The organism is Streptococcus pseudopneumoniae (genome assembly GCF_038148935.1).
Lineage (GTDB): Bacteria > Bacillota > Bacilli > Lactobacillales > Streptococcaceae > Streptococcus > Streptococcus pseudopneumoniae_U.
The window spans coordinates 1-25,551 of the sequence record NZ_JBBJZX010000020.1; the positions used below are offsets into that span (position 1 = coordinate 1).

28 protein-coding genes and 1 riboswitch are annotated in these 25,551 nt (G+C 40.5%); of the genes, 23 read left to right on the top strand and 5 right to left on the bottom strand.

Annotation, left to right across the window (positions count from 1 at the left end; translation table 11 throughout):
• Positions 1–127: 127 nt before the first annotated feature.
• On the bottom strand, positions 128–919 hold the full coding sequence (gene thiD / locus WKI42_RS03540) for a bifunctional hydroxymethylpyrimidine kinase/phosphomethylpyrimidine kinase (protein WP_368081199.1): 792 nt from the start codon (positions 917–919) through the stop codon (positions 128–130).
• Positions 920–1,002: 83 nt separating this feature from the next.
• Positions 1,003–1,101: riboswitch (TPP riboswitch) on the bottom strand.
• Positions 1,102–1,284: 183 nt separating this feature from the next.
• On the opposite strand from thiD, the gene WKI42_RS03545 reads away from it, so the two are divergent.
• The 8 genes from WKI42_RS03545 (at position 1,285) to manA (ending at position 8,837) form a co-directional block, all read left to right on the top strand.
• Positions 1,285–1,680 (top strand): CopY/TcrY family copper transport repressor, encoded by a 396-nt coding sequence (locus tag WKI42_RS03545; RefSeq protein WP_368081200.1) that lies wholly within the window; start codon positions 1,285–1,287, stop codon positions 1,678–1,680.
• 10 nt (positions 1,681–1,690) lie between these two features.
• A complete protein-coding gene (locus WKI42_RS03550) occupies positions 1,691–2,062 on the top strand; it encodes a cupredoxin domain-containing protein (protein WP_000935055.1) in 372 nt (123 codons plus the stop codon).
• Between the two features lie 9 nt (positions 2,063–2,071).
• On the top strand, positions 2,072–4,315 hold the full coding sequence (locus WKI42_RS03555) for a heavy metal translocating P-type ATPase (protein WP_368081201.1): 2,244 nt from the start codon (positions 2,072–2,074) through the stop codon (positions 4,313–4,315).
• 206 nt (positions 4,316–4,521) lie between these two features.
• Positions 4,522–6,297, top strand: a complete 1,776-nt coding sequence (gene spxB / locus WKI42_RS03560) for a pyruvate oxidase (RefSeq protein ID WP_112443465.1) — start codon at positions 4,522–4,524, stop codon at positions 6,295–6,297.
• A gap of 110 nt (positions 6,298–6,407) precedes the next feature.
• Positions 6,408–6,755, top strand: coding sequence for a VOC family protein (locus tag WKI42_RS03565; protein ID WP_368081202.1), 348 nt, complete (start codon positions 6,408–6,410; stop codon positions 6,753–6,755).
• A gap of 284 nt (positions 6,756–7,039) precedes the next feature.
• Entirely contained in the window at positions 7,040–7,195 is a 156-nt protein-coding gene (locus WKI42_RS03570; protein WP_173306773.1) for a hypothetical protein, read from the top strand.
• 178 nt (positions 7,196–7,373) lie between these two features.
• The gene (locus WKI42_RS03575; RefSeq protein WP_173275620.1) at positions 7,374–7,634 is read left to right on the top strand and encodes a SemiSWEET family transporter; all 261 of its coding nucleotides are present in this window, start codon (positions 7,374–7,376) and stop codon (positions 7,632–7,634) included.
• Between the two features lie 258 nt (positions 7,635–7,892).
• On the top strand, positions 7,893–8,837 hold the full coding sequence (gene manA, locus WKI42_RS03580) for a mannose-6-phosphate isomerase, class I (RefSeq protein WP_368081203.1): 945 nt from the start codon (positions 7,893–7,895) through the stop codon (positions 8,835–8,837).
• Between the two features lie 39 nt (positions 8,838–8,876).
• Here manA and WKI42_RS03585 read toward each other — a convergent pair whose 3' ends face one another.
• Positions 8,877–10,217, bottom strand: a complete 1,341-nt coding sequence (locus tag WKI42_RS03585; protein WP_368081204.1) for a sodium-dependent transporter — start codon at positions 10,215–10,217, stop codon at positions 8,877–8,879.
• A 234-nt stretch (positions 10,218–10,451) separates the two neighbouring features.
• Between WKI42_RS03585 and WKI42_RS03590 the strand changes: the two genes are divergently transcribed.
• Positions 10,452–11,192, top strand: a complete 741-nt coding sequence (locus tag WKI42_RS03590) for a MerR family transcriptional regulator (RefSeq protein ID WP_173306775.1) — start codon at positions 10,452–10,454, stop codon at positions 11,190–11,192.
• 41 nt (positions 11,193–11,233) lie between these two features.
• Here the strand turns inward: WKI42_RS03590 and WKI42_RS03595 are convergent, their stop codons facing one another.
• Genes WKI42_RS03595 through WKI42_RS03605 form a run of 3 tightly spaced genes read right to left on the bottom strand, consistent with a single transcriptional unit; the run spans position 11,234 to position 13,880 of the window.
• Entirely contained in the window at positions 11,234–11,755 is a 522-nt protein-coding gene (locus WKI42_RS03595; protein ID WP_173306776.1) for a DUF1697 domain-containing protein, read from the bottom strand.
• Positions 11,756–11,803: 48 nt separating this feature from the next.
• Positions 11,804–12,976, bottom strand: coding sequence for an NAD(P)/FAD-dependent oxidoreductase (locus tag WKI42_RS03600; RefSeq protein WP_368081205.1), 1,173 nt, complete (start codon positions 12,974–12,976; stop codon positions 11,804–11,806).
• A 58-nt stretch (positions 12,977–13,034) separates the two neighbouring features.
• Positions 13,035–13,880: a DegV family protein gene (locus tag WKI42_RS03605; RefSeq protein ID WP_368081206.1), complete on the bottom strand. Its 846-nt coding sequence runs from the start codon at positions 13,878–13,880 to the stop codon at positions 13,035–13,037.
• 124 nt (positions 13,881–14,004) lie between these two features.
• Between WKI42_RS03605 and WKI42_RS03610 the strand changes: the two genes are divergently transcribed.
• The 14 genes from WKI42_RS03610 to ftsX all read left to right on the top strand — a co-directional run bounded on the left by WKI42_RS03610 (position 14,005) and on the right by ftsX (position 25,391).
• On the top strand, positions 14,005–14,562 hold the full coding sequence (locus tag WKI42_RS03610; protein ID WP_000004136.1) for a TetR/AcrR family transcriptional regulator: 558 nt from the start codon (positions 14,005–14,007) through the stop codon (positions 14,560–14,562).
• Between the two features lie 18 nt (positions 14,563–14,580).
• On the top strand, positions 14,581–15,048 hold the full coding sequence (locus tag WKI42_RS03615) for a deoxycytidylate deaminase (RefSeq protein ID WP_265477975.1): 468 nt from the start codon (positions 14,581–14,583) through the stop codon (positions 15,046–15,048).
• A gap of 88 nt (positions 15,049–15,136) precedes the next feature.
• Positions 15,137–15,766, top strand: a complete 630-nt coding sequence (gene upp / locus WKI42_RS03620) for a uracil phosphoribosyltransferase (protein WP_000515974.1) — start codon at positions 15,137–15,139, stop codon at positions 15,764–15,766.
• A 173-nt stretch (positions 15,767–15,939) separates the two neighbouring features.
• On the top strand, positions 15,940–16,530 hold the full coding sequence (gene clpP, locus WKI42_RS03625; RefSeq protein WP_000613475.1) for an ATP-dependent Clp protease proteolytic subunit ClpP: 591 nt from the start codon (positions 15,940–15,942) through the stop codon (positions 16,528–16,530).
• Between the two features lie 78 nt (positions 16,531–16,608).
• Complete coding sequence (locus WKI42_RS03630; RefSeq protein ID WP_368081207.1) at positions 16,609–16,875, top strand: YlbG family protein; 267 nt, start codon at positions 16,609–16,611, stop codon at positions 16,873–16,875.
• 87 nt (positions 16,876–16,962) lie between these two features.
• The gene (locus WKI42_RS03635) at positions 16,963–18,123 is read left to right on the top strand and encodes an ABC transporter substrate-binding protein (RefSeq protein ID WP_172924085.1); all 1,161 of its coding nucleotides are present in this window, start codon (positions 16,963–16,965) and stop codon (positions 18,121–18,123) included.
• A gap of 115 nt (positions 18,124–18,238) precedes the next feature.
• Positions 18,239–19,108 carry a branched-chain amino acid ABC transporter permease gene (locus WKI42_RS03640; RefSeq protein WP_000941421.1) on the top strand — a complete coding sequence of 290 codons (870 nt, stop codon included), beginning with the start codon at positions 18,239–18,241 and terminating at the stop codon, positions 19,106–19,108.
• 3 nt (positions 19,109–19,111) lie between these two features.
• On the top strand, positions 19,112–20,068 hold the full coding sequence (locus WKI42_RS03645; RefSeq protein WP_049541221.1) for a branched-chain amino acid ABC transporter permease: 957 nt from the start codon (positions 19,112–19,114) through the stop codon (positions 20,066–20,068).
• A complete protein-coding gene (locus tag WKI42_RS03650) occupies positions 20,068–20,832 on the top strand; it encodes an ABC transporter ATP-binding protein (protein WP_368081208.1) in 765 nt (254 codons plus the stop codon). The genes WKI42_RS03645 and WKI42_RS03650 overlap by 1 nt, the downstream gene beginning before the upstream one ends.
• Entirely contained in the window at positions 20,832–21,542 is a 711-nt protein-coding gene (locus WKI42_RS03655; RefSeq protein ID WP_000062200.1) for an ABC transporter ATP-binding protein, read from the top strand. The genes WKI42_RS03650 and WKI42_RS03655 overlap by 1 nt, the downstream gene beginning before the upstream one ends.
• Positions 21,543–21,903: 361 nt before the next feature.
• On the top strand, positions 21,904–22,560 hold the full coding sequence (locus WKI42_RS03660; protein ID WP_000268665.1) for a CBS domain-containing protein: 657 nt from the start codon (positions 21,904–21,906) through the stop codon (positions 22,558–22,560).
• Between the two features lie 106 nt (positions 22,561–22,666).
• Positions 22,667–23,762 (top strand): peptide chain release factor 2 gene (prfB, locus tag WKI42_RS03665; RefSeq protein WP_100127798.1). Its coding sequence is split into 2 segments (ribosomal slippage): positions 22,667–22,738 and positions 22,740–23,762, totalling 1,095 coding nucleotides; the frame shifts between segments, so codons are not numbered across the junction.
• A 17-nt stretch (positions 23,763–23,779) separates the two neighbouring features.
• Entirely contained in the window at positions 23,780–24,472 is a 693-nt protein-coding gene (gene ftsE / locus WKI42_RS03670) for a cell division ATP-binding protein FtsE (protein WP_000022265.1), read from the top strand.
• Positions 24,465–25,391, top strand: coding sequence for a permease-like cell division protein FtsX (gene ftsX, locus WKI42_RS03675; protein WP_000625541.1), 927 nt, complete (start codon positions 24,465–24,467; stop codon positions 25,389–25,391). The genes ftsE and ftsX overlap by 8 nt, the downstream gene beginning before the upstream one ends.
• Positions 25,392–25,551 lie beyond the last annotated feature (160 nt).

A 25,551-nucleotide genomic window follows, 5' to 3' on the forward strand; every position in this document is an offset into this window, starting at 1 on the left:
GAAGCTAGCCGCAGGTTGCTCAAAGCCCTGCCTTGAGGTTTCAGATAGAAGCTGACGTAGTTTGAAGAGATTTTCGAAGAGTATAAAAACTCTCTAATTCCCTTAAAGTAGGAACTAGAGAGTTTTTTTAATCTTTAAAGCTTGTATGGTTGACTGGACCAGAACCATGACCGAGTTGAGGGGCGTCTTGGATGGCTTTCGTGATAAAGGCCTTGGCCTTATCGACTGCTTGATAGAGGGTTTTCCCCTTGGCTAGTTCAGCCGTAATCACTGCAGCAAAGGTACATCCAGTACCATGGGTGTGACAGGTTTGAATTCGTGGGCTTTCCCAGACAAATTGCTCATCCTTTGTAAAGAGGAAATCCTTGGCACCGCCTTCGAGATGCCCGCCTTTAATAACAACGGACTGAGGACCAAATTCTTTTAAAATCAGGCGACCAGCACGCTGCATGTCTTCGGGGTCATGGATTGAAAAACCAACAATCTCTTCTGCCTCAGGAAGATTTGGCGTAATAATCGTTGCTAGAGGTAGTAAGTTTGTTTTGAGATAGTCTCTAGCACTTGAGTCGATCAAGGCATCTCCGCTTGTAGCAACCATAACAGGATCAAGGACATAGGGACAATCCAGTTTTTTAAGATAGGGCTGGATGATTTCCATGATGTCAGTAGTTGCCAACATTCCAGTTTTTACAGCCTGAGGTGGAATATCAGAAAAGACACTGTCCAATTGGGCTTTCAACATTTGAGGAGAAACGTGCTCGATTAGCTGAACACCTCTGGTATTTTGAGCGACAAGACTGGTTACAACGGCCATTCCATAGACATCTCTCGCTTGGAATGACTTTAAATCAGCCATAATGCCAGCACCGCCACTAGGGTCAGTCCCTGCAATGGTCAAAGCAACGGGTAAATAAGTCATCTAAAACCTCCCAACCAACTGAAGTTTGTATTCTTAAGAACAAGCTAATCTGTTTCAGGAAGGCAATAGAAGACTGCTAGTCCCCATTATCATTTCCACTTCCATCAGCTAGCATTACCTAGATTGAGTCAGAGGGATCTAACAGTCGTTAATCTCAGCTTTACGCACCCCTAGTGGTTGTTTTCTTTTTTCTTTAGTATAGCATATTTTTATTGTTTATATAGTAATATTTGACTGCAAATCGTTTTTCAAATGATTAAAATTCTATTTTTCGAAGAAAAGATTGATTTTATAATTGACAAATGTAGACTTTGATAGTATACTAAGGAATGTAATTGACAAATGTAGATTTTGGAGGTGTACTGATGCAGATTTCAGATGCAGAATGGCAGGTCATGAAGATTATTTGGATGCAAGGAGAGCAGACCAGTATGGATTTGATCAGGGTTCTGGCAGAGCGGTTCGACTGGTCCAAGTCAACCATTCAAACTCTTTTGGCTCGTTTGGTTGAGAAAGAGTGTCTGACAAGGAAAAAAGAAGGCAAGTTCTTTGTCTATTCAGCCCTTTTAACTTTGGACCAAAGTCGGGATTTACTTGTCCAAGATATCAAGGACAAGGTTTGTTCTCGTAGGATTAAGAACTTGTTGGCTGATTTGATTGCTGAATGTGATTTTACTTTGGCTGACTTAGAAGACTTGGAAGCTGTGATTTCTAAGAAGAAATCAAGTGCTGTAACAGAAGTAAAATGTAATTGTATGTAAAGGAGACGTCATGTTAAATAGTATTGTAACCATTATTTGTATTGCCCTTATCGCGTTTATCTTGTTTTGGTTTTTCAAAAAGCCTGAAAAATCTGGACAAAAGGCCCAGCAAAAAAAGGGCTACCAAGAGATTCGAGTGGAAGTCATGGGAGGCTACACTCCTGAGTTGATTATCCTCAAGAAATCAGTGCCAGCCCGCATTGTCTTTGACCGTAAGGACCCGTCACCCTGTCTGGACCAAATTGTTTTTCCAGACTTTGGTGTACATGCGGACCTGCCAATGGGTGAAGAGTATGTAGTGGAAATCACGCCTGAGCAGGCTGGAGAGTATGGTTTCTCTTGTGGCATGAATATGATGCACGGTAAGATGATTGTAGAATAGGAGAATGATATGACTGAAATTGTAAAAGCAAGTCTTGAAAATGGTGTTCAAAAAATCCGTATCACGGCAGACAAAGGCTATCATCCAGCCCACATTCAACTGCAAAAAGGAGTTCCTGCTGAGATCACCTTTCACCGTGTGACACCTTCAAACTGTTATAAGGAAATTCTGTTTGAAGAAGAAGGCATCTTAGAACCAATCGGCGTAGATGAGGAGAAAGTCATTCGTTTTACACCTCAAGAATTAGGCCAACATGAATTTTCTTGTGGCATGAAGATGCAAAAGGGGAGTTATACCGTAGTTGAGAAGACTCGAAAATCTCTATCACTTTTACAGCGTTTTTGGATTACTAGTATCTTTACTGTGCCTCTTGTGATTCTCATGATTGGGATGTCGACAGGAGGAATTAGTCACCAAGTCATGCGTTGGGGCACCTTTTTAGCCACAACACCGATTATGCTAGTAGCAGGTGGTCCTTATATCCAAAGTGCTTGGGCTAGTTTTAAAAAGCACAATGCCAACATGGATACCTTGGTTGCTCTGGGAACCCTAGTGGCCTATTTCTATAGCTTAGTTGCCCTCTTCGCTGGTCTCCCCGTTTACTTTGAAAGTGCTGCATTTATCTTCTTCTTCGTTCTTATGGGAGCCGTTTTTGAGGAGAAAATGCGGAAAAATACTTCCCAAGCTGTGGAGAAATTACTTGACTTGCAGGCTAAAACTGCAGAAGTCTTGCGTGAGGATAACTATGTTCAAGTCCCCTTGGACCAAGTCAAGGTAGGTGACCTGATTCGAGTGCGTCCCGGTGAAAAGATTGCTGTTGATGGTGTCGTAGTGGAAGGTGTCTCCAGTATTGATGAGTCTATGGTGACAGGTGAGAGTCTGCCTGTGGACAAGACAGTTGGAGATACCGTCATTGGTTCAACCATCAATAATAGTGGAACACTTGTTTTTAGAGCAGAAAAAGTTGGTTCAGAGACTGTTTTGGCTCAGATTGTGGATTTTGTGAAGAAAGCTCAGACAAGTCGTGCGCCGATTCAGGACTTGACGGACAAAATTTCAGGCATTTTTGTCCCAGCAGTTGTCATTTTAGGAATCGTGACCTTTTGGGTTTGGTTCGTCTTGCTCAGGGATAGTGTAGTCGTGCTTGGAGCGAGTTTTGTCTCTTCTATTCTCTATGCGGTGGCAGTTTTGATTATCGCCTGTCCTTGTGCTTTGGGGCTCGCAACACCGACAGCCCTTATGGTGGGGACAGGACGCAGTGCCAAGATGGGAGTTCTCCTCAAAAATGGAATGGTTCTACAGGAAATCCAGAAAGTCCAAACTATTGTCTTTGATAAGACTGGAACTTTGACGGAAGGGAAGCCTGTGGTAACAGATATCATCGGCGACGAAGTAGAAGTGCTTGGATTAGCAGCCTCCTTGGAAGAAGCTTCTCAACACCCACTGGCTGAAGCCATTGTGAAACGAGCGAGTGAAGCTGGACTTGAGTTACAAACTGTTGAAAATTTCCAAGCCTTGCACGGAAAAGGTGTCTCAGGGCAAATCAATGGAAAACAAGTTCTGCTTGGAAATGCTAAAATGCTGGATGGTCTGAACATTTCAAGCACTTATCAGGAAAAACTAGAAGAACTGGAAAAAGAAGCTAAGACAGTTGTGTTTTTGGCTGTGGACAATGAAATTAAAGGCTTGCTTGCTTTGCAAGATATCCCTAAGGAAAATGCTAAGCTAGCCATCACTCAACTAAAAAAACGTGGCCTTAAAACAGTCATGTTGACAGGAGACAATGCAGGTGTGGCGCGTGCTATTGCAGATCAAATCGGAATCGAAGAGGTCATTGCAGGTGTTTTGCCAGAAGAAAAAGCCCATGAAATCCATAAACTACAAGCGGCTAGCAAAGTAGCCTTTGTTGGGGACGGTATCAATGATGCTCCTGCGCTCAGTGTAGCAGATGTGGGGATTGCTATGGGAGCTGGAACAGATATTGCCATAGAGTCGGCAGATTTGGTTTTGACAACCAATAACCTTTTAGGAGTGGTTCGTGCCTTTGACATGAGTAAGAAAACCTTTAATAGAATTCTGCTCAATCTTTTCTGGGCCTTTATCTACAATGTCGTTGGAATTCCGATAGCAGCAGGAGTCTTTTCAGGTGTTGGACTGGCCCTCAATCCAGAACTAGCAGGTCTAGCTATGGCCTTTAGTTCTGTATCTGTTTTGACCAGTTCCCTTCTGCTAAACTTTAGTAAAATAGATTAAAAGTAATGACTGGATTTCTTTGTTATAAAACAGGAGTGACAGCACTTTCAAAACTGTATTAGAATAGAGAATAGAGAGTTTTGAGCAGATTTTTAGAAAAGTCAACATAAATATGATACAGTGGAATAGTAAAAGTTTGGAGAACGTTTCCAATTCTATGTAATCGTATTCTCCAAATCTAAAAAAATTGAAGGAGAGTTATCACTATGACTCAAGGGAAAATTACTGCATCTGCAGCAATGCTTAACGTATTGAAAACATGGGGCGTAGACACAATCTACGGTATCCCATCAGGAACACTCAGCTCATTGATGGACGCTTTGGCTGAAGAAAAAGATATCCGCTTCTTGCAAGTTCGCCACGAAGAAACAGGTGCTCTTGCAGCGGTTATGCAAGCTAAATTCGGTGGCTCAATCGGGGTTGCAGTTGGTTCAGGTGGTCCAGGTGCGACTCACTTGATTAACGGTGTTTACGATGCAGCTATGGATAACACTCCATTCCTAGCGATCCTTGGATCACGTCCAGTTAACGAACTCAACATGGATGCTTTCCAAGAATTGAACCAAAACCCAATGTACAACGGTATCGCTGTATACAACAAACGTGTAGCTTACGCTGAGCAATTGCCAAAAGTTATTGACGAAGCTTGCCGTGCTGCAGTTTCTAAAAAAGGTCCAGCTGTTGTTGAAATCCCAGTAAACTTTGGTTTCCAAGAAATCGACGAAAACTCATACTATGGATCAGGTTCATACGAGCGTTCATTCATTGCTCCTGCCTTGAACGAAGTTGAAATCGACAAAGCTGTTGAAATCTTGAACAACGCTGAACGTCCAGTTATCTATGCTGGTTACGGTGGTGTTAAAGCTGGTGAAGTGATTACTGAATTGTCACGTAAAATCAAAGCACCAATCATCACAACTGGTAAAAACTTTGAAGCCTTTGAATGGAACTATGAAGGTTTGACAGGTTCTGCTTACCGTGTTGGTTGGAAACCAGCCAACGAAGTGGTCTTTGAAGCAGACACAGTTCTTTTCCTTGGTTCAAACTTCCCATTTGCTGAAGTTTACGAAGCATTCAAGAACACTGAAAAATTCATCCAAGTTGATATTGACCCTTACAAACTTGGTAAACGTCACGCCCTTGACGCTTCAATCCTTGGTGACGCAGGTCAAGCAGCTAAAGCTATCCTTGACAAAGTGAATCCAGTTGAATCTACTCCATGGTGGCGTGCAAACGTTAAGAACAACCAAAACTGGCGTGATTACATGAACAAACTCGAAGGTAAAACTGAGGGTGAATTGCAATTGTACCAAGTTTACAATGCAATCAACAAACATGCTGATCAAGATGCTATCTACTCAATCGACGTAGGTGACACTACTCAAACATCTACTCGTCACCTTCACATGACACCTAAGAACATGTGGCGTACATCTCCACTCTTTGCGACAATGGGTATTGCCCTTCCTGGTGGTATCGCTGCTAAGAAAGACAATCCAGATCGCCAAGTATGGAACATCATGGGTGATGGTGCATTCAACATGTGCTACCCAGACGTTATCACAAACGTTCAATACGACCTTCCAGTTATCAACGTTGTCTTCTCAAATGGTAAATATGCCTTCATCAAGGACAAATACGAAGACACAAACAAACACTTGTTTGGTTGTGACTTCTCTAATGCTGACTATGCGAAAATCGCTGAAGCGCAAGGAGCTGTTGGATTTACAGTTGACCGTATCGAAGACATCGATGCAGTTGTCGCAGAAGCTGTTAAATTGAACAAAGAAGGTAAAACTGTTGTGATCGATGCTCGCATCACTCCACACCGTCCACTTCCAGTAGAAGTACTTGAGTTGGATCCAAAACAACACTCAGAAGAAGCAATCAAAGCCTTCAAGGAAAAATACGAAGCAGAAGAACTCGTACCATTCCGTCTCTTCTTGGAAGAAGAAGGATTGCAATCACGCGCAATTAAATAATTTCTCTCGCCGAAAATCAAATATAAAACTTGTAGATTTTATTCTTTAATTTTCATAGAGAGAAACTTGAAAAGATCGGAGCAATCCGGTCTTTTTATGGAGGATAGTAAATGGATTTAAATCAATTAGATATTATCGTTTCAGATGTTCCCCAAGTTTGTGCTGACTTGGAGTATATCTTGGATAAAAAGGCAGATTATGCTGATGATGGTTTTGCTCAATTTACTATTGGCAGTCACTGTCTGATGTTGTCCCAAAATCATTTGATTCCTTTGGAAGATTTTCAGTCAGGAATCATTCTTCATATCGAGGTTGAGGATCTAAATCAGAATTACCAACGTTTAAAAGAGATCGGTGTCGAGATTTTACACGGTATTTGTGAAACGGATTGGGGAACAGAGTCCTTATTAGTTAAAGGTCCTGCTGGTCTAGTGATTGATTTTTATCGTATGAAATAAGGAGCTCAGTCATTTGACGTTAACCTTAGCTATTTTTAAAACAGAAATTGAGAATATGAACTATTGAAAAGATCGGAGAAATCCGGTCTTTTTAATATAAAGAAATTGCATATAAATAGTTGACAACGCTTTCCTGAAACCTTATAATAAAAATATAACAGCAGAAAATAAGATTGATATGGAAAGGAGAAATATTTTTTAAACAGCTGTAGTAAGTGGATTTTATTATTTCACTGGAACTTGGGATTGAAATATCTCCATGAATAGATAGTAGGAGGAAAGAGATGCAAAAAAAGGATATTTATCTAATCTGTGTGACCATGATTATCTGTTCAATTATTATAGGTTTGATTGTAGGAAATTTTATTTTGCATGGTCTTGAAGATATTGCAGCAATCATTAACCACGGCTTACAGACAATCAATCAGTCCATCCATTGATTGACAATAGCTATTCATTTTTACATTTTATGGATCAAACAGATCGGAGCAATCCGGTCTTTTTCTTATCACAAGACTGTGATAGTTTACATTTTTATAATAAAACTCTTAAAGTCTTGCTTGTTTTTGTATTAAATTATAAAATAGAAAGTATAAAAGAACAAAAGAGGTTTTGAAAATGTCTGAAAAACAAATGAAAGTGTTGGGCTGGGCAGCGACATTTATGTCTGTTATGATGTATGTGTCATATTTCCCACAAATCATGAATAATCTTGCCGGTCAAAAAGGCAACTTCATTCAACCCCTAGTCGCAGCTATCAACTGTAGTCTCTGGGTTTACTATGGTCTTTTCAAGAGGGAAAGAGATATTCCACTTGCAGCTGCTAATGCACCAGGTATCGTTTTTGGTTTAGTAACGGCTATCACAGCTTTGATTTAAAAAGAAGACTGCTTTCAGTCTTTTTCTTTTATGAAAATAGATGCTTCATTAAAGTAATTTTTGAATGAGAGTTGAGGGAAAAAGTCCAGTTACAGCTAGCTTTACGAGAGTCTTTTATGTTCGTCTCTATCAAAGAAAAAAGTATATCGTTACTATTTTTACAAAATCTTCTCCCTACTTTATAAGATGTTAAAAAGAGTTCAAATGGAACTCTTTTTTTGCTATAATGAGGGGAGAAAAATCAGACAGGAGATCAAGATGTCAGAACCATTATTTTTACAATCAGTTATGCAAGAAAAAATCTGGGGTGGAACCAAGCTACGTGATGAGTTTGGCTACGACATCCCAAGTGAAAAAATCGGAGAATATTGGGCTATCTCAGCCCATCCAAATGGTGTCTCTAAAGTTGCCAATGGTCGTTTCGAGGGAACAGACCTGGCTACTTTATATGCAGAGCACCGTGAATTGTTTGGCAACCGTCCAGAGCCTGTATTTCCACTTTTGACCAAAATTCTCGATGCCAACGACTGGCTCAGTGTCCAAGTTCACCCAGACGATGCTTACGGACTCGAGCATGAAGGCGAACTCGGAAAAACAGAATGCTGGTACATCATAGCTGCGGATGAAGGTTCAGAGATTATCTACGGTCACAATGCCAAGTCAAAAGAAGAACTCCACCAGCAAATCGAGGATAAGAACTGGGATGATTTGTTGACCAAAGTACCTGTTAAGGCTGGAGATTTCTTCTATGTGCCAAGTGGCACCATGCATGCTATTGGCGCAGGTATTTTAATCCTTGAAACACAACAATCTAGTGACACAACCTACCGTGTCTATGACTTTGACCGTAGGGATGATAATGGCAACTTGCGTGAGCTTCATCTTGAAAAATCCATTGATGTCTTGAACATTGGTGAGCCTGCAAATAGCCGTCCTGTGACTGTCAAAGCAGATGATTTGCGTTCCACTCTCCTTGTATCCAATGATTTCTTTGCAGTTTACAAGTGGGAAATTACTGGAAAAGTTGACTTCGAAAAGACAGCTGACTACAGCTTATTCAGTGTTTTAGCTGGTCAAGGTCAACTGACTGTTGACGGAAAAAACTATCCAATCCAAAAAGGTAGTCACTTTATCTTACCAAGTGATGTTGAAGCTTGGACTCTGGAAGGGCAAGGTTTGGAATTGATTGTTAGTCATCCATAAAAAAGAAAGGGCCTGAGTTTACTACTCAAGTCCTTTTGATTACATAAATTGGGCGATGAAAACCACGATGATGATGATTGGAATGATAAAACGAAGAAGGAAGAGCCAGACTTGGAAAAGTCCCTGTTTCCATGCTGTTTCATCGAGATGGAGTTCCTCCATTGCAAGAGCCTTTTTAAAGATATAGCCTGTAAAAAGTGAAAGGCAGAGAGCTCCAAATGGCATGAGGAGATTGGAAACCAAGAAGTCCATAGCGTCAAAGAAGGTCTTCCCAAAGATGTGAACATTCGCCATGACACCGTAAGATAGGGCTGAAGGAATTCCAAATACAAAGGTCAAGATTCCTAAAATAGCACTCCATTTAGCACGCTTGCTGTTGTCTTGATTGGTGATATTGCCCACATTGATTTCCAGCATCACGACAGAGGAAGTGACTGTCGCAAAGAGGAAGAGCAAGAGGAAGAGGATGTAGAAAATGGTTCCAAAAGGCATCTTGTCAAAGAGTTGAGGCAAGACGATAAAGAGCAGGCTTGGTCCACCTTCAGATTGGATGTTGAAGGCTGACATAGCAGGGAAAATGGCTAGACCTGCCATGATGGACACCGAGATGTTCATTGCTACGATAGAAATTCCTGACTGGACTAGATTGGTTTTCTTATCCAAATAAGAAGCATAGGTCAGCATGGCTGTAACCCCTAGTGAGAGGGCAAAGAAAGATTGTCCCAGAGCATATAGGAGACCAGCACTGGTCAGTTTTGAAAAGTCTGGTTTAAGGAAGTAGAGAACGCCTTCCATGGCATTTGGCAAGCTGAGAGAGCGCCCAATGATCACTACAAAGATGATAAAGAGCAGAGGCATCATGACTTTCGAAGCTCTTTCAATCCCTTTTTGAACACCACGTGATACAATGAAGATATTCAATAGGATAAAGGCTGCTTGAGCTCCTAGGGCAATGGCTGGATTTGAAATGATTGAAGTAAATAACTGAGCATAATCCCCCGTTCCACCAATTTGGAACAATTTTCCAAACTCAATGCCTAGATAAACCAGAATCCATCCCCCAATAACACTATAGAAAGATAAGAGGATAAAGAGGGCAAAGGCACCAATCCAACCGATAAAGTTGTACTTGCTATTCTTGCCCAGTTTTCCAAAGGTTTTGATAGCTGAGACACCAGCACTTCGGCCGAGAGCAAATTCAGCCAGCAATAGGGGGAAACCGATTAGAATAGTGGAAATGAGAAAGACCAGTAAAAAGCCTCCTCCACCGTTAGCAGCAGTCATATAGGGGAATTTCCAAACGGCACCAAGTCCGATAGCTGAACCAGCAGATGCTAGGATAAAGCCCAGTTTAGAACCCCATTGCGATTTTTCAGACATAGTTAAACTCCTAAAATTAGTGTTACAAAAGAAAAAGCTACTGCCCTTGGCAACTAGCCTCATCAGTACTCAAAGTGAGCGTTTCTTTTGATTGATAGACTTGACTATCCTATCATGTTTTCTAAGGTCTGTCAAGAAAACCATTTTCATGTTATGATAAAGTAAAAAATTTCGCAAAAACGCTTGACTCTGACCTAAGGGGAGGGGTTATACTATCATTGTAAGGAGGAAATCATGTACCATATAAAAGAAGCTGCGCAGCTTTCGGGCGTCTCCGTCAAGACCCTGCACCACTACGATAAGATAGGACTTTTGGTTCCTTTAAAGTCGGAAAACGGCTATCGAACCTACAGTCAGGAGGATTTGGAACGCCTTCAGGTCATTCTTTATTACAAGTATCTAGGTTTTTCTTTAGAAAAAATAGCAGAGCTATTAAAGGAAGAAAGGACTGATTTATTGCCCCACTTGACCAGACAGTTGGACTATTTGACTCGAGAAAGGCAACATCTGGATACCTTGATTTCCACCTTGCAGAAAACTATTCAAGAACAAAAAGGAGAAAGAGAAATGAGCATTCAAGAGAAATTTGCTGGATTTGACTACCAAGACCATCAAAAATACCACCAAGAGGCGGTAGAGAAATATGGACAAGAAGTCATGGACCAAGCGCTGGAGCGCCAGAAAGGTCACGAAGACGAGGCTACGGCTGCCTTCAACCAAGTTTTTCAAGCCTTGTCACAAAATCTTCAAGCTGGTCTACCTGTAACAGCAACAGAAAACCAAGAAGAAGCTGCTAAACTCTTGCAAGCCATTCGTACTTATGGATTTGACTGCTCTATTGAGGTATTCGGTCATATCGGTAAAGGCTACGTCTATAACCCAGAATTTAAGGAAAACATTGACAAATTTGGATCTGGAACAGCCCAGTACACATCAGATGTGATTGCCCACTATGTCCAAAATCAGACAAAATAAAATCGGAGGAGTGATCTTCCGATTTTTTCTAAATTCAAGCACTACTTGCTTAATAATTTTTCTACTACATTTAGTTTTCGCATGGTCAAATCTACATTGAAAAGCTTTTCAAGATAGTTAGTACTGAGCTTTTTTCGTTTTGCAGTTCTAGGGAGATAGAGATAGAGACAGTGGTTACCGACACAAATTTCTTCTTCGCTGTAATCAATTTTTAATTTTTCTAAAGGGAGACTTTGAATAGCTTCTTGATAAAAAATCACGTGTACACGGTCATAAAGATAGTGTTCTCTAAACGGATTTTCTTGGACAATGTTTTTAAAAATATCCTTATTCTTAATGATTATTTTGAGATTGGCTCCAATCTTTTCCTTTATTAGAGTATGAACACGTTCTCGTATTGTTTCGAGAGCTAAGTTACTTTCAAGAATAATATTTCCACTTTGAATATAAGTTCGAACTTGTTGAAAACCAGCTTCTGTCAAGATATCTACTAGATAAGACATTTTCGGGATAGCATTTTTTCCATTAGGAGTAACTCCCCTTAACAAGATAATATGTTCCAAAGGACTTCCTTTCTTTTGGGGTAGATTGTTCCATTGAGTAATGTATATTTAGATTAGATTTGATCCTGCCACCCAGCCGGTACAGAGGGCTGAAGTGATGTTAAAACCACCCGTGTGGGCATTGATATCCATGACTTCGCCAGCAAAGTGGAGGCCAGGTACCAGCTTACTTTCAAGGGTTTTAGGGTTGATTTCCTTAAGACTGACGCCACCCTTGGTAACAAAGGATTTAGCAAGGGACATTTTGCCAGTTACAGGGATTTTGAGAGCCTTGATAGACTGGACAAGTTTTTCACGTTCCTTTTCAGTCAGTTGTTTGACTTTTTCAGGATAGCTTTGAACAAAAAATTCTGCCAAGCGCTCAGGTAATAAAGTTTTTAAAGCGTTTTTCAAGGATTTTTCCCGATTCTCTTCTAAAAAAACAACCAAGCCCTCCTCAGAAAGTTGAGGCAAAACATCGAGTGAGAGAACTTCCCCACCCTTGACAAAGCTGGACATACGCAGGGCAGCAGGGCCTGACAAACCAAAGTGGGTAAAGAGCAGATCGTGAGTGATGACATGCTTACCATAACTTAAGGTCACATCGTCCAATGAAATTCCCTGCAAGGCCTTGTGTGGAAAATCTGTCAACAAAGGACTTTCAGCGGCTTCAAGTTCGGTAATGGTGTGTTTAAAATGACGGGCAATCTCGTGACCAAACCCAGTAGAACCAGTCGAAGGATAAGATTTACCACCAGTTGTGACAATGAGTTTATCACAAGTGAAAGTTTGGTCTGCGGACTTAAGGACAAACTGGTTGTCTATTTTTTTAACCGAAACAATTTCCGTTTGAGTAGCAACTTGACCACCGAGCTCAATGATTTTCTTTTCCAAGGCTTCGATAATAGTCCGAGACTTGTCACTGGCTGGAAAGACGCGGCCGTGGTCTTCGACCTTAAGTTTAACACCATTTTTTGTAAAAAAATTAATGATATCATGGTTATCAAACTGAGAGAAGACACTGTAGAGAAAGCGCCCATTTCCAGGGATGCCAGCTAGCAGATCGTCCAAGCTACCATTGTTGGTGACATTGCAACGTCCCCCACCAGTTCCAGCTAATTTTTTTCCAAGTTTCCGATTTTTTTCGATGAGGAGGGTTTTCTGACCATAAAAGCTACTGGAAATTGTAGCCATCATACCAGCAGGTCCCCCACCGATGACAATAGTATCAAAATGTTTCATAGCTCTATTGTACCACAAAAAAACAAGAGATGATGGTCACCTCTTGTCAAGAATGCAATTAATCAATTTCATATCCCATCAGCAAACCGCCATCTTCTGCATAGAAACTGCAGAGACCAGAGGTTGGGAGAATCTTAATATCCGCTTGTGGGAAGGTTTCGCGAATTCGCTCTGAGAGCTGTTGGCAACATTTCTCGTTATTGCGTTGAGCCATGACAATACGACCACCAGCATATCCTGCTTTCACTAACTCTTCATAGGCTGCCTGAATCGATTTCTTTGCTCCTCGTGCTTTTTGTAGCAATTCGAGGGTTCCGGTTTCACTAGCTTCTCCAACCATACGGATGTTGAGAAGGCCAACGACTGTACCGATAAGCTTACTCAAACGGCCGTTCTTCACCAAGTTATCTACTTTGGCTAGGACAAAGAGCAACTTGGTTTTTTCTTGATAAGCAGTGATAGCTTCAACGACTTCTTCAAAAGATAGACCCTGGTCAATCAAGTCATTTAATTTTTCTACGAGCAAGTCAACTTCCCCACCAGCAGACAAACTATCAATTACATGAATTTTAGTATCAGGATGTTCTTCCAGATAAATATTCTTAGCCAGTTGAGCACTATTGTGGCTGCCAGAAAGAGTACCAGTGATGGTTACCAAGAAAATGTTTTTGGCACCTTCAAATGCTCGCAAATAATCATCTGGGCTTGGACAAGCTGATTTTGAAGCTTCTGCAGTTGCATACATGGTTTCCATCATTTGGTCAATATCGAGACTATCATCATCAACAAAGACCTGATCAGCTACTTGAATGGTTAAGGGGACACTTACAAAGGTCGTGTCAATAGCTGGTGTTGCTAGCTGACGATAATCACAACCAGAGTCAGCAATAATCTTCCAAGTCATAGAAATTCTCCATCTTTGTCAGTTATACATTGACAAAGGTTCTGTCTTTTTTTACAATTATATCATGAAAGCCCTTGAAACAAAAGCCTCATCCGTCTGTTGTGACAAGTAGAAAGAAAATGTTATGTCTGAACGTAGAATCTCTGAAAAGTCTCTTGAAAATCTCAGAAAATCAAACCAAGAATCCAATTTATTAACTAGAGAAGCCATCGAAACAGCCCTCTTGCAACTCTTGGAAAAAAAGGACTTGACCAAGATTAGTATTTCTGAATTGGTCAAACGTGCAGGCGTTTCTCGTGCGGCCTTTTATCGCAATTATGATTCCAAAGAGGAGATTTTAGAAAGCGTCTTTAAACGAACTGTCCACAATATTATGGAACAGCTGCATCATTACGATCTAAAGACAGACCTTTATCTGGTCTGGGTTCACCTTTTCAGGGAGGCAAGAAAGGAAGCCAGAGTGATTCAACTGGCCTTAGATTATCATCTGGAAAAAATCTTTGTCCAAGCCATGCAGGAATTTCTAGAAAAATACCATGGAAAATCAAAAGGTGTCAGCTCTTATCTTCATTCCTTCTGGAGTTCAGCCATCGTCTCTGTCCTTTTAAAATGGATCAAGGATGGCATGAAGGTACCAGCTGAAAAGATTGCAGATTTACGGTTACCATTTTTTAAAAAATAGAGAAAAAGGAGAAGAGATATGACTGAAAAAAGACTGGCATGGGATGAGTATTTTGCAGCCCAAGCCCTACTAATTGCCAATCGTTCCACTTGTAAACGTGCCAAAGTGGGCGCGATTCTGGTAAAAGATAATAAGGTTATTTCCACTGGTTATAATGGTTCGGTGTCAGGGACCGAGCATTGTATTGATCACGAATGTCTGGTCATCGAAGGCCACTGTGTTCGCACCCTTCACGCTGAGGTCAATGCCATTCTCCAAGGTGCAGAACGTGGTGTTCCTAAAGGTTTTACGGCCTATGTAACCCATTTTCCTTGTCTGAACTGTACAAAACAATTGCTTCAGGTCGGCTGTAAGCGCGTGGTTTATATTAACCAGTACCGAATGGACGACTACGCCCAATACCTTTATCAAGAAAAGGGAACAGAATTGACCCATCTACCACTTGAGACAGTACAGGGAGCTCTTAAAGAGGCAGATTTAATGTAAAAATTATCAAAAATAAATGGTTTAGAAAGATTTTTAAACCATTTTTTGGTATAATAAGAAGAATAAATTGAAAGAAGGAATTCCAAAAATGGGAAAAATTGAAGTTATTAATCACCCGCTGATTCAACACAAATTGTCAATCTTGCGTCGTACAGATACTTCTACAAAAGCTTTTCGTGAGCTAGTAGATGAGATTGCAATGTTGATGGGGTATGAAGTACTTCGTGATCTTCCACTAGAAGATGTGGAAATCGAAACACCAATTACAAAAACAGTTCAAAAACAATTGGCAGGTAAGAAATTGGCCATCGTTCCAATCTTGCGTGCAGGTATCGGGATGGTTGATGGGCTCTTGAGCTTGGTTCCAGCTGCTAAAGTTGGCCATATCGGTATGTACCGTGATGAAGAAACACTTCAACCAGTTGAATACTTGGTGAAATTGCCTGAGGACATTGACCAACGTCAAATTTTTGTCGTAGACCCAATGTTGGCAACAGGTGGTTCAGCAATCTTGGCTGTTGATTCTCTTAAAAAACGTGGCGCATCAAATATCAAATTTGTCTGCCTTGTATCTGCTCCAGAAGGTGTAAAAGCTCTGCAAGAAGCTCATCCAGATGTAGAAATCTTTACAGCAGCCTTGGATGAACGCTTGAACGAACACGGTTATATCGTTCCAGGTCTTGGAGATGCTGGAGACCGCTTGTTCGGTACAAAATAAGATCGAAAAGAAGATTGACTTGGAAAAGTATTTCCAGTCACGAAAGGAGGTTGGGTTTTTGTTTCTGTCTAATGAAAGCAGAGCAAAAATTTGACCTTTTTTGACCAAGATATTATAATAGTCTTATCTTCAGTCATTTGACCAACAAAATTAAAACTCAAAAGGAGAAATGAATGATTCCTGTAGTTATTGAACAAACAAGCCGTGGAGAACGTTCCTACGATATTTACTCACGTCTTCTCAAAGACCGCATCATTATGCTGACAGGCCCCGTTGAAGACAATATGGCTAACTCAGTTATTGCCCAGTTGCTTTTCTTGGATGCCCAAGATAGTACAAAAGATATTTACCTTTATGTCAATACACCTGGTGGTTCCGTTTCAGCTGGTTTGGCAATCGTTGATACTATGAACTTTATTAAGGCAGATGTCCAAACCATCGTTATGGGAATGGCTGCATCTATGGGTACAGTCATTGCATCAAGTGGAGCAAAAGGCAAACGTTTCATGCTTCCAAATGCTGAGTACATGATCCACCAACCAATGGGTGGTACAGGTGGTGGTACTCAACAAACCGATATGGCAATTGCTGCAGAACACTTGCTCAAAACTCGTAATACCTTAGAAAAAATCTTGGCTGAAAATTCAGGTCAGTCAATCGAAAAAGTTCATGCAGATGCAGAACGCGATAACTGGATGAGTGCTCAAGAAACACTTGAATATGGCTTTATTGATGAAATCATGGCCAACAATTCATTGAATTAATGATGATAGAAGGCAAACTCGACTGGGTTTGCTTTTTTTGGTATAATAGGGAGAGATTTCTTAGAAAGAGGATTTACCATGTTTGAAAAAGTCAATCGATCTGGCTTGATTATCTATCTTTACTATAATCGTGATGCAAAAAAACTGCAGGATTATGGAGATATTACCTATCATTCCAAGAAACATCGCTACTTGCAGCTCTATGTTCCAACTCAAGAAGTGGAGCAATTGGTTGGGCGATTGAGCAAGGAAAAATTTATTAAAAAAGTCAGAGCTTGTCATATCCAAGAGTTGGAAACACCTTTTGTGGGCAATCTTTATCGAGAGGAAAACGTTATCATCTAAAAAGTTCAAAAAAAGTGTTGACAATTTTCTGATAATTCGGTATATTCTTAACATGCTATTTATTTAAGAAATAAGGAGACAAAAAAGATGAAGAAAAAATTTGCCCTATCATTTGTGGCACTTGCAAGTGTAGCACTTCTTGCAGCCTGTGGAGAAGTGAAGTCTGGAGCGTCAAACGCTGCTGGTAACTCAGTAGATGAAAAGACAATCAAAATCGGATTTAACTTCGAAGAAACTGGTGCCGTAGCTGCCTACGGAACATCTGAACAAAAAGGTGCCCAACTTGCCGTTGATGAAATCAATGCAGCAGGTGGTATCGATGGAAAACAAATCGAAGTAGTTGATAAAGATAACAAGTCTGAAACAGCTGAGGCGGCTTCAGTTACAACTAACCTTGTAACCCAATCTAAAGTATCAGCAATCGTAGGACCTGCGACATCTGGTGCAACTGCAGCTGCGGTAGCGAACGCTACAAAAGCAGGTGTTCCATTAATCTCACCAAGTGCGACTCAAGATGGATTGACTAAAGGTCAAGATTACCTCTTTATCGGAACTTTCCAAGATAGCTTCCAAGGAAAAATTATCTCAAACTATGTTTCTGAAAAATTAAACGCTAAGAAAGTCGTTCTTTACACTGACAATGCCAGTGACTATGCTAAAGGTATCGCTAAATCTTTCCGCGAGTCATATAAGGGTGAAATCGTTGCAGATGAAACTTTCGTAGCAGGTGACACAGACTTCCAAGCAGCCCTTACAAAAATGAAAGGGAAAGACTTTGATGCAATCATTGTTCCTGGTTACTACACTGAAGCTGGTAAAATTGTAAACCAAGCGCGTGGTATGGGAATTGACAAACCAATCGTTGGTGGTGATGGATTCAATGGTGAAGAGTTTGTGCAACAAGCAACTGCTGAAAAAGCATCAAACATCTACTTTATCTCAGGCTTCTCAACTACTGTAGAAGTTTCAGCTAAAGCAAAAGCTTTCCTTGATGCTTACCGTGCTAAGTACAACGAAGAGCCTTCAACATTTGCAGCCTTGGCTTATGACTCAGTTCACCTTGTAGCAAACGCAGCAAAAGGTGCTAAAAACTCTGGTGAAATCAAGGATAACCTTGCTAAAACAAAAGACTTTGAAGGTGTAACTGGTCAAACAAGCTTCGATGCAGACCACAACACAGTCAAAACTGCTTACATGATGACCATGAACAATGGTAAGGTTGAAGCAGCAGAAGTTGTAAAACCATAATAGAAAATGTTGAAATAGGGAATGAGCCTCGGACTCACTCCCTGTTTCGATGTTTAAGAACCTATCAAAAAATGAGGGAAAACCCTCGAAATTATAAATAGAAAGAGTGAATCTTATGCTCCAACAACTAGTAAATGGTTTGATTCTAGGTAGTGTTTATGCGCTGTTAGCCCTAGGATATACCATGGTTTACGGAATTATCAAGCTCATCAACTTCGCCCACGGTGATATTTATATGATGGGAGCCTTTATCGGTTATTTCTTGATTAATTCTTTCCAAATGAATTTCTTTGTAGCTCTTATTGTAGCTATGCTAGCGACAGCCATTCTTGGTGTTGTGATTGAGTTCCTTGCTTACCGACCTTTGCGTCACTCTACTCGTATTGCTGTTTTGATTACAGCTATTGGGGTTTCCTTCCTATTAGAGTATGGGATGGTCTATCTGGTTGGTGCTAATACTCGTGCCTTCCCTCAAGCGATTCAAACAGTGCGCTATGATTTGGGACCAATTAGCTTAACAAACGTTCAGTTAATGATCTTGGCAATTTCCTTGATTTTGATGATTTTGTTACAGGTCATTGTTCAAAAGACAAAGATGGGGAAAGCTATGCGTGCTGTATCTGTAGATAGCGATGCAGCGCAATTGATGGGGATCAATGTAAACCGTACTATCAGCTTTACCTTCGCTTTGGGTTCAGCTCTTGCGGGTGCGGCTGGTGTTCTGATTGCCCTCTATTATAACTCTCTTGAGCCTTTGATGGGAGTTACTCCAGGTCTTAAGTCTTTCGTTGCCGCGGTACTTGGTGGTATCGGAATCATTCCTGGTGCGGCTCTTGGTGGATTTGTCATTGGTCTATTGGAAACCTTTGCGACAGCCTTTGGGATGTCAGACTTCCGTGATGCCATTGTTTATGGAATCTTATTGTTAATCTTGATTGTCCGCCCAGCTGGTATCCTTGGTAAAAATGTGAAAGAGAAGGTGTAAGCGATGAAGGAAAATTTAAAAGTTAATATTCTATGGTTACTCCTTTTGTTAGCTGGTTATGGCTTGATTAGTGTACTGGTTTCAGTCGGAGTACTCAATCTATTCTATGTACAGATTTTACAACAAATTGGAATTAATATTATTCTGGCTGTTGGTCTCAACTTAATCGTTGGTTTTTCAGGACAATTTTCACTTGGGCATGCTGGTTTCATGGCGATTGGTGCCTATGCAGCAGCGATTATTGGTTCTAAATCACCAACTTACGGTGCTTTCTTTGGAGCTATGCTGGTAGGTGCTTTGCTTTCAGGAGCAGTTGCCTTACTTGTCGGAATTCCAACCTTGCGTTTGAAGGGAGACTATCTTGCGGTAGCGACTCTAGGTGTTTCTGAAATTATTCGTATCTTTATCATCAATGGTGGAAGCCTTACAAATGGTGCGGCAGGTATCTTGGGAATTCCTAACTTTACAACTTGGCCAATGGTTTACTTATTTGTCGTGATTACAACCATTGCAACCTTGAACTTCTTGCGTAGTCCAATTGGTCGTTCAACCCTATCTGTTCGTGAGGATGAAATTGCTGCAGAGTCAGTTGGGGTTAATACGACTAAAATTAAAATTATTGCTTTTGTCTTTGGTGCTATTACTGCAAGTATTGCAGGATCACTTCAGGCAGGATTTATCGGCTCTGTTGTACCGAAAGATTACACTTTCATCAACTCAATCAACGTTTTGATTATTGTTGTATTTGGTGGACTTGGTTCCATTACAGGTGCGATTGTTTCAGCTATTGTCCTTGGAATTTTGAATATGCTTCTCCAAGATGTTGCTAGCGTGCGTATGATTATCTACGCTTTGGCCCTGGTATTGGTAATGATTTTCAGACCAGGCGGACTTCTTGGAACATGGGAATTGAGCCTATCACGTTTCTTTAAAAAATCTAAGAAGGAGGAACAAAACTAATGGCATTACTTGAAGTAAAACAGTTAACCAAACATTTTGGCGGTCTAACAGCTGTTGGAGATGTGACTCTTGAATTGAACGAAGGGGAATTGGTTGGACTAATCGGTCCAAACGGAGCTGGTAAAACTACCCTTTTCAACCTCTTGACGGGTGTTTATGAACCAAGTGAAGGAACAGTTACCCTTGATGGTCACCTTTTGAATGGAAAGGCACCTTATAAGATTGCTTCTTTAGGACTTGGACGTACTTTCCAAAATATCCGTCTCTTTAAAGATTTAACAGTTTTGGATAATGTTTTGATTGCCTTTGGCAACCATCACAAACAGCATGTTTTTGCTAGTTTCTTACGCTTACCAGCTTTTTATAATAGTGAAAAAGAATTAAAGGCTAAGGCTTTGGAATTGCTGAAAATCTTTGATTTAGATGGTGATGCAGAAACTCTGGCTAAAAACCTTGCCTACGGACAACAACGTCGTTTGGAAATTGTTCGTGCCCTCGCTACGGAACCTAAAATTCTCTTTTTGGATGAACCAGCAGCAGGTATGAACCCGCAGGAAACAGCAGAATTGACTGAGTTAATTCGTCGTATCAAAGATGAATTTAAGATTACGATTATGCTGATTGAACACGATATGAATCTGGTTATGGAAGTTACAGAACGTATCTACGTACTTGAATACGGTCGTTTGATTGCTCAGGGAACTCCAGACGAAATTAAGACCAATAAACGTGTTATCGAAGCTTATCTAGGAGGTGAAGCCTAATGTCTATGTTAAAAGTTGATAATCTTTCTGTGCATTACGGTATGATCCAAGCAGTCCGTGATGTAAGCTTTGAAGTTAATGAAGGAGAAGTTGTTTCCCTTATCGGTGCCAATGGTGCAGGTAAGACAACCATTCTCCGTACTTTGTCAGGTCTGGTTCGACCAAGCTCAGGAAAGATTGAATTTTTAGGTCAAGAAATCCAAAAAATGCCAGCTCAAAAAATCGTGGCAGGTGGTCTTTCACAAGTGCCAGAAGGACGCCACGTCTTCCCTGGCTTGACTGTTATGGAAAATCTAGAAATGGGAGCTTTCTTAAAGAAAAATCGTGAAGAAAATCAAGCTAACTTGAAGAAAGTTTTCTCACGTTTCCCACGTCTTGAAGAACGCAAGAACCAAGATGCAGCCACTCTTTCAGGAGGGGAACAACAAATGCTTGCCATGGGACGCGCTCTTATGTCAACACCGAAACTTCTACTTTTAGATGAACCATCAATGGGACTTGCCCCAATCTTTATCCAAGAAATTTTTGATATCATTCAAGATATCCAGAAGCAAGGAACAACCGTCCTCTTGATTGAACAAAATGCCAATAAGGCACTCGCAATCTCTGACCGAGGCTATGTACTGGAAACAGGAAAAATCGTTCTATCAGGAACAGGAAAAGAACTCGCCTCATCAGAAGAAGTAAGAAAAGCGTATCTAGGTGGCTAAACTAGTCTGGGAGACTAGTTTAGGTTGTAGATAAAGATTGCGAAGCAATCATCAGAATCCAGTGGATTGTTTTAGTCGGCAGATGAAGATTGCGTAAGCAATCTTCGCATAGTCTGGGAGACTAGTTTAGGTTGTAGATGAAGATTGCGAAGCAATTCTCATCTGCACTGGAAGGTTAGCTTCTGATAATTGAAATAAAATCGAATGAAGCGTACCTATCCTTCATTCACAGAGCTCGATTTCAGAGCTCTTTTTGCTAGCTTATTCATACTTTTCTGAATTTTGAAAAAGAAATGTAAGCGTTTGATAGATTTACAAAAAGATTGTATAATAGGAATAAGAATAGAAAAGGAGAAGTCTCATGGCAGTTAAAGATTTTATGACCCGCAAGGTAGTTTATATTAGTCCAGATACAACAGTATCTCATGCAGCAGATTTGATGAGAGAGCAAGGGTTGCACCGCTTGCCTGTTATCGAAAATGATCAATTAGTTGGTTTGGTGACTGAGGGAACTATTGCACAAGCCAGTCCATCAAAAGCAACCAGTCTTTCTATCTATGAGATGAATTATCTTCTGAATAAGACAAAAGTAAAAGATGTCATGATTCGCGATGTTGTCACTGTATCAGGCTATGCTAGTCTAGAAGATGCAACTTATCTGATGTTGAAAAACAAGATTGGTATTTTGCCTGTAGTAGATAATCATCAAGTATACGGAGTTATTACGGACCGTGACGTTTTCCAAGCCTTTCTTGAAATTGCTGGTTATGGAGAAGAAGGAATTCGTGTGCGCTTTGTTACGGAAGATGAAGTTGGTGTCCTCGGAAAGATTGTTTCTCTAATCGTTGAAGAAAATTTGAATATTTCGCATACAGTCAATATTCCGCGTAAGGATGGTAAGGTGATTATCGAAGTTCAAATCGATGGATCAATTGATTTACCAGCCTTGAAAGAAAAATTTGAAGCAAATGGCATTCAAGTGGAAGAAATCACTCGCACTTCAGCAAAAGTCTTGTAAGAAGGGAAGCCGAAAGGCTTCTTTTTTCATAAAAAGGGACTAGAGCAAAAGATGGAAAGAAATGATAAAATATGCTATAATGAAATGATGTAAAAAAGGAGTATTTATGGACATTTCAGTAATCCGTCAAAAAATTGACGCAAATCGTGAAAAATTAGCTTCTTTCAGGGGGTCTCTTTGACCTAGAAGGTCTAGAGGAAGAGATTGCCATCTTGGAAAACAAGATGACAGAACCTGATTTTTGGAACGATAATATCGCGGCCCAAAAAACGTCGCAAGAATTAAATGAATTAAAAAACACCTATAATACCTTCCATAAGATGGAAGAGTTGCAGGATGAAGTTGAAATTTTATTGGACTTTTTAGCAGAAGACGAGTCGGTTCAAGAAGAACTGGTAGAGCAGTTAGCCGAACTTGATAAGATGATGACCAGTTACGAGATGACGCTTCTCTTGTCAGAACCTTATGACCATAATAATGCCATCTTGGAAATCCATCCAGGTTCTGGTGGTACTGAGGCGCAGGACTGGGGCGATATGTTGCTTCGGATGTATACTCGTTATGGTAATGCTAAAGGCTTTAAAGTAGAAGTCTTGGATTATCAAGCAGGTGATGAGGCTGGTATTAAGTCGGTAACCTTATCATTTGAAGGACCTAATGCCTATGGTCTTCTCAAGTCAGAAATGGGTGTGCACCGTTTGGTGCGAATTTCGCCGTTCGACTCTGCCAAACGTCGCCATACATCTTTCACATCCGTAGAAGTGATGCCAGAATTGGATGATACTATTGAAGTGGAAATCCGTGAAGATGACATCAAGATGGATACCTTCCGTTCAGGTGGTGCCGGTGGACAAAACGTCAATAAGGTTTCAACAGGTGTACGTTTAACTCACATTCCAACTGGAATTGTTGTTCAATCGACAGTGGATCGTACCCAGTATGGAAATAGAGATCGTGCCATGAAGATGTTGCAGGCTAAGCTCTATCAAATGGAGCAAGAAAAGAAAGCTGCGGAGGTAGATTCTCTCAAGGGTGAGAAAAAAGAAATCACATGGGGAAGCCAAATCCGTTCTTATGTCTTCACTCCTTATACTATGGTAAAAGATCACCGAACTAGCTTTGAGGTTGCTCAGGTAGATAAGGTTATGGATGGGGACCTAGATGGTTTTATCGATGCCTATCTCAAGTGGCGCATTAGCTAAGATAGAAAGGAAGTCACATGTCAATTATTGAAATGAGAGATGTCGTTAAAAAATACGACAACGGAACGACTGCCCTACGCGGTGTTTCGGTCAGCGTTCAACCGGGAGAATTTGCTTACATCGTAGGACCTTCAGGAGCAGGGAAGTCAACTTTTATTCGTTCTCTGTATCGTGAAGTAAAAATCGATAAAGGAAGCCTATCAGTTGCTGGTTTTAATCTGGTTAAGATCAAAAAGAAAGATGTCCCGCTTCTACGTCGTAGTGTTGGGGTTGTCTTCCAGGATTATAAACTGTTGCCAAAGAAAACGGTCTATGAAAATATTGCTTACGCTATGGAAGTAATCGGAGAAAATCGCCGTAATATCAAAAAACGAGTGATGGAAGTTTTGGACTTGGTTGGCTTGAAGCATAAGGTTCGTTCTTTCCCAAATGAACTCTCAGGTGGGGAGCAACAGCGGATTGCGATTGCGCGTGCCATTGTAAATAATCCCAAAGTACTGATAGCCGATGAACCAACAGGAAACCTGGATCCGGACAATTCATGGGAAATTATGAATCTCTTGGAACGGATTAACCTACAAGGGACAACTATTTTGATGGCGACTCATAATAGCCAGATTGTAAATACCTTGCGCCACCGTGTCATTGCCATTGAAAATGGCCGTGTCGTTCGTGACGAATCAAAAGGAGAGTATGGATACGATGATTAGTAGATTTTTTCGCCATTTATTTGAAGCCTTAAAAAGTTTGAAACGAAATGGTTGGATGACAGTAGCTGCTGTCAGTTCAGTCATGATTACTTTGACCTTGGTGGCAATATTTGCATCTGTTATTTTCAATACAGCGAAACTAGCTACAGATATTGAAAATAATGTCCGTGTAGTAGTTTATATCCGAAAGGATGTGGAAGATAATAGTCAGACAATTGAAAAAGAAGGTCAAACTGTTACAAATAATGACTACCACAAGGTATATGATTCTTTGAAGAACATGTCTACGGTTAAGAGTGTTACGTTTTCGAGTAAGGAAGAACAATATGAAAAATTAACCGAGACAATGGGAGATAACTGGAAAATCTTTGAAGGAGATGCCAATCCTCTCTATGATGCCTATATTGTAGAGGCAAATACTCCAAATGATGTAAAAACTATAGCCGAAGATGCTAAAAAAATTGAAGGTGTCTCTGAGGTTCAAGATGGCGGTGCCAATACAGAAAGACTCTTCAAGTTAGCTTCATTTATCCGTGTTTGGGGACTAGGGATTGCTGCCTTGTTAATTTTTGTCGCAGTTTTCTTGATTTCAAATACCATTCGTATTACCATTATTTCCCGCAGTCGCGAAATTCAAATCATGCGCTTGGTTGGAGCTAAAAACAGTTATATTCGTGGACCGTTCTTGTTAGAAGGAGCCTTTATCGGTTTATTGGGAGCTATCGCACCATCTGTTTTAGTCTTTATTGTTTATCAAATGGTTTACCAATCTGTCAACAAATCGTTGGTAGGGCAAAATCTATCCATGATTAGTCCAGATTTATTTAGTCCGTTGATGATTGCCTTACTATTTGTGATTGGAATTTTTATTGGTTCACTGGGGTCAGGAATTTCCATGCGCAGATTCTTGAAGATTTAGGTAAAATAATTATTTTTATGAGGAGGTTGTAAAATCTCCTTTTTTGCTACAAAAATTTTAGAAAAGGGACTTCTAATACTCAATGAAAATCAAAGAGCAAACTAGGTAGTTCGCCACAGGATGCTCAAAATACTGTTTTGAGGTTGTAGAAAGTCAGTCA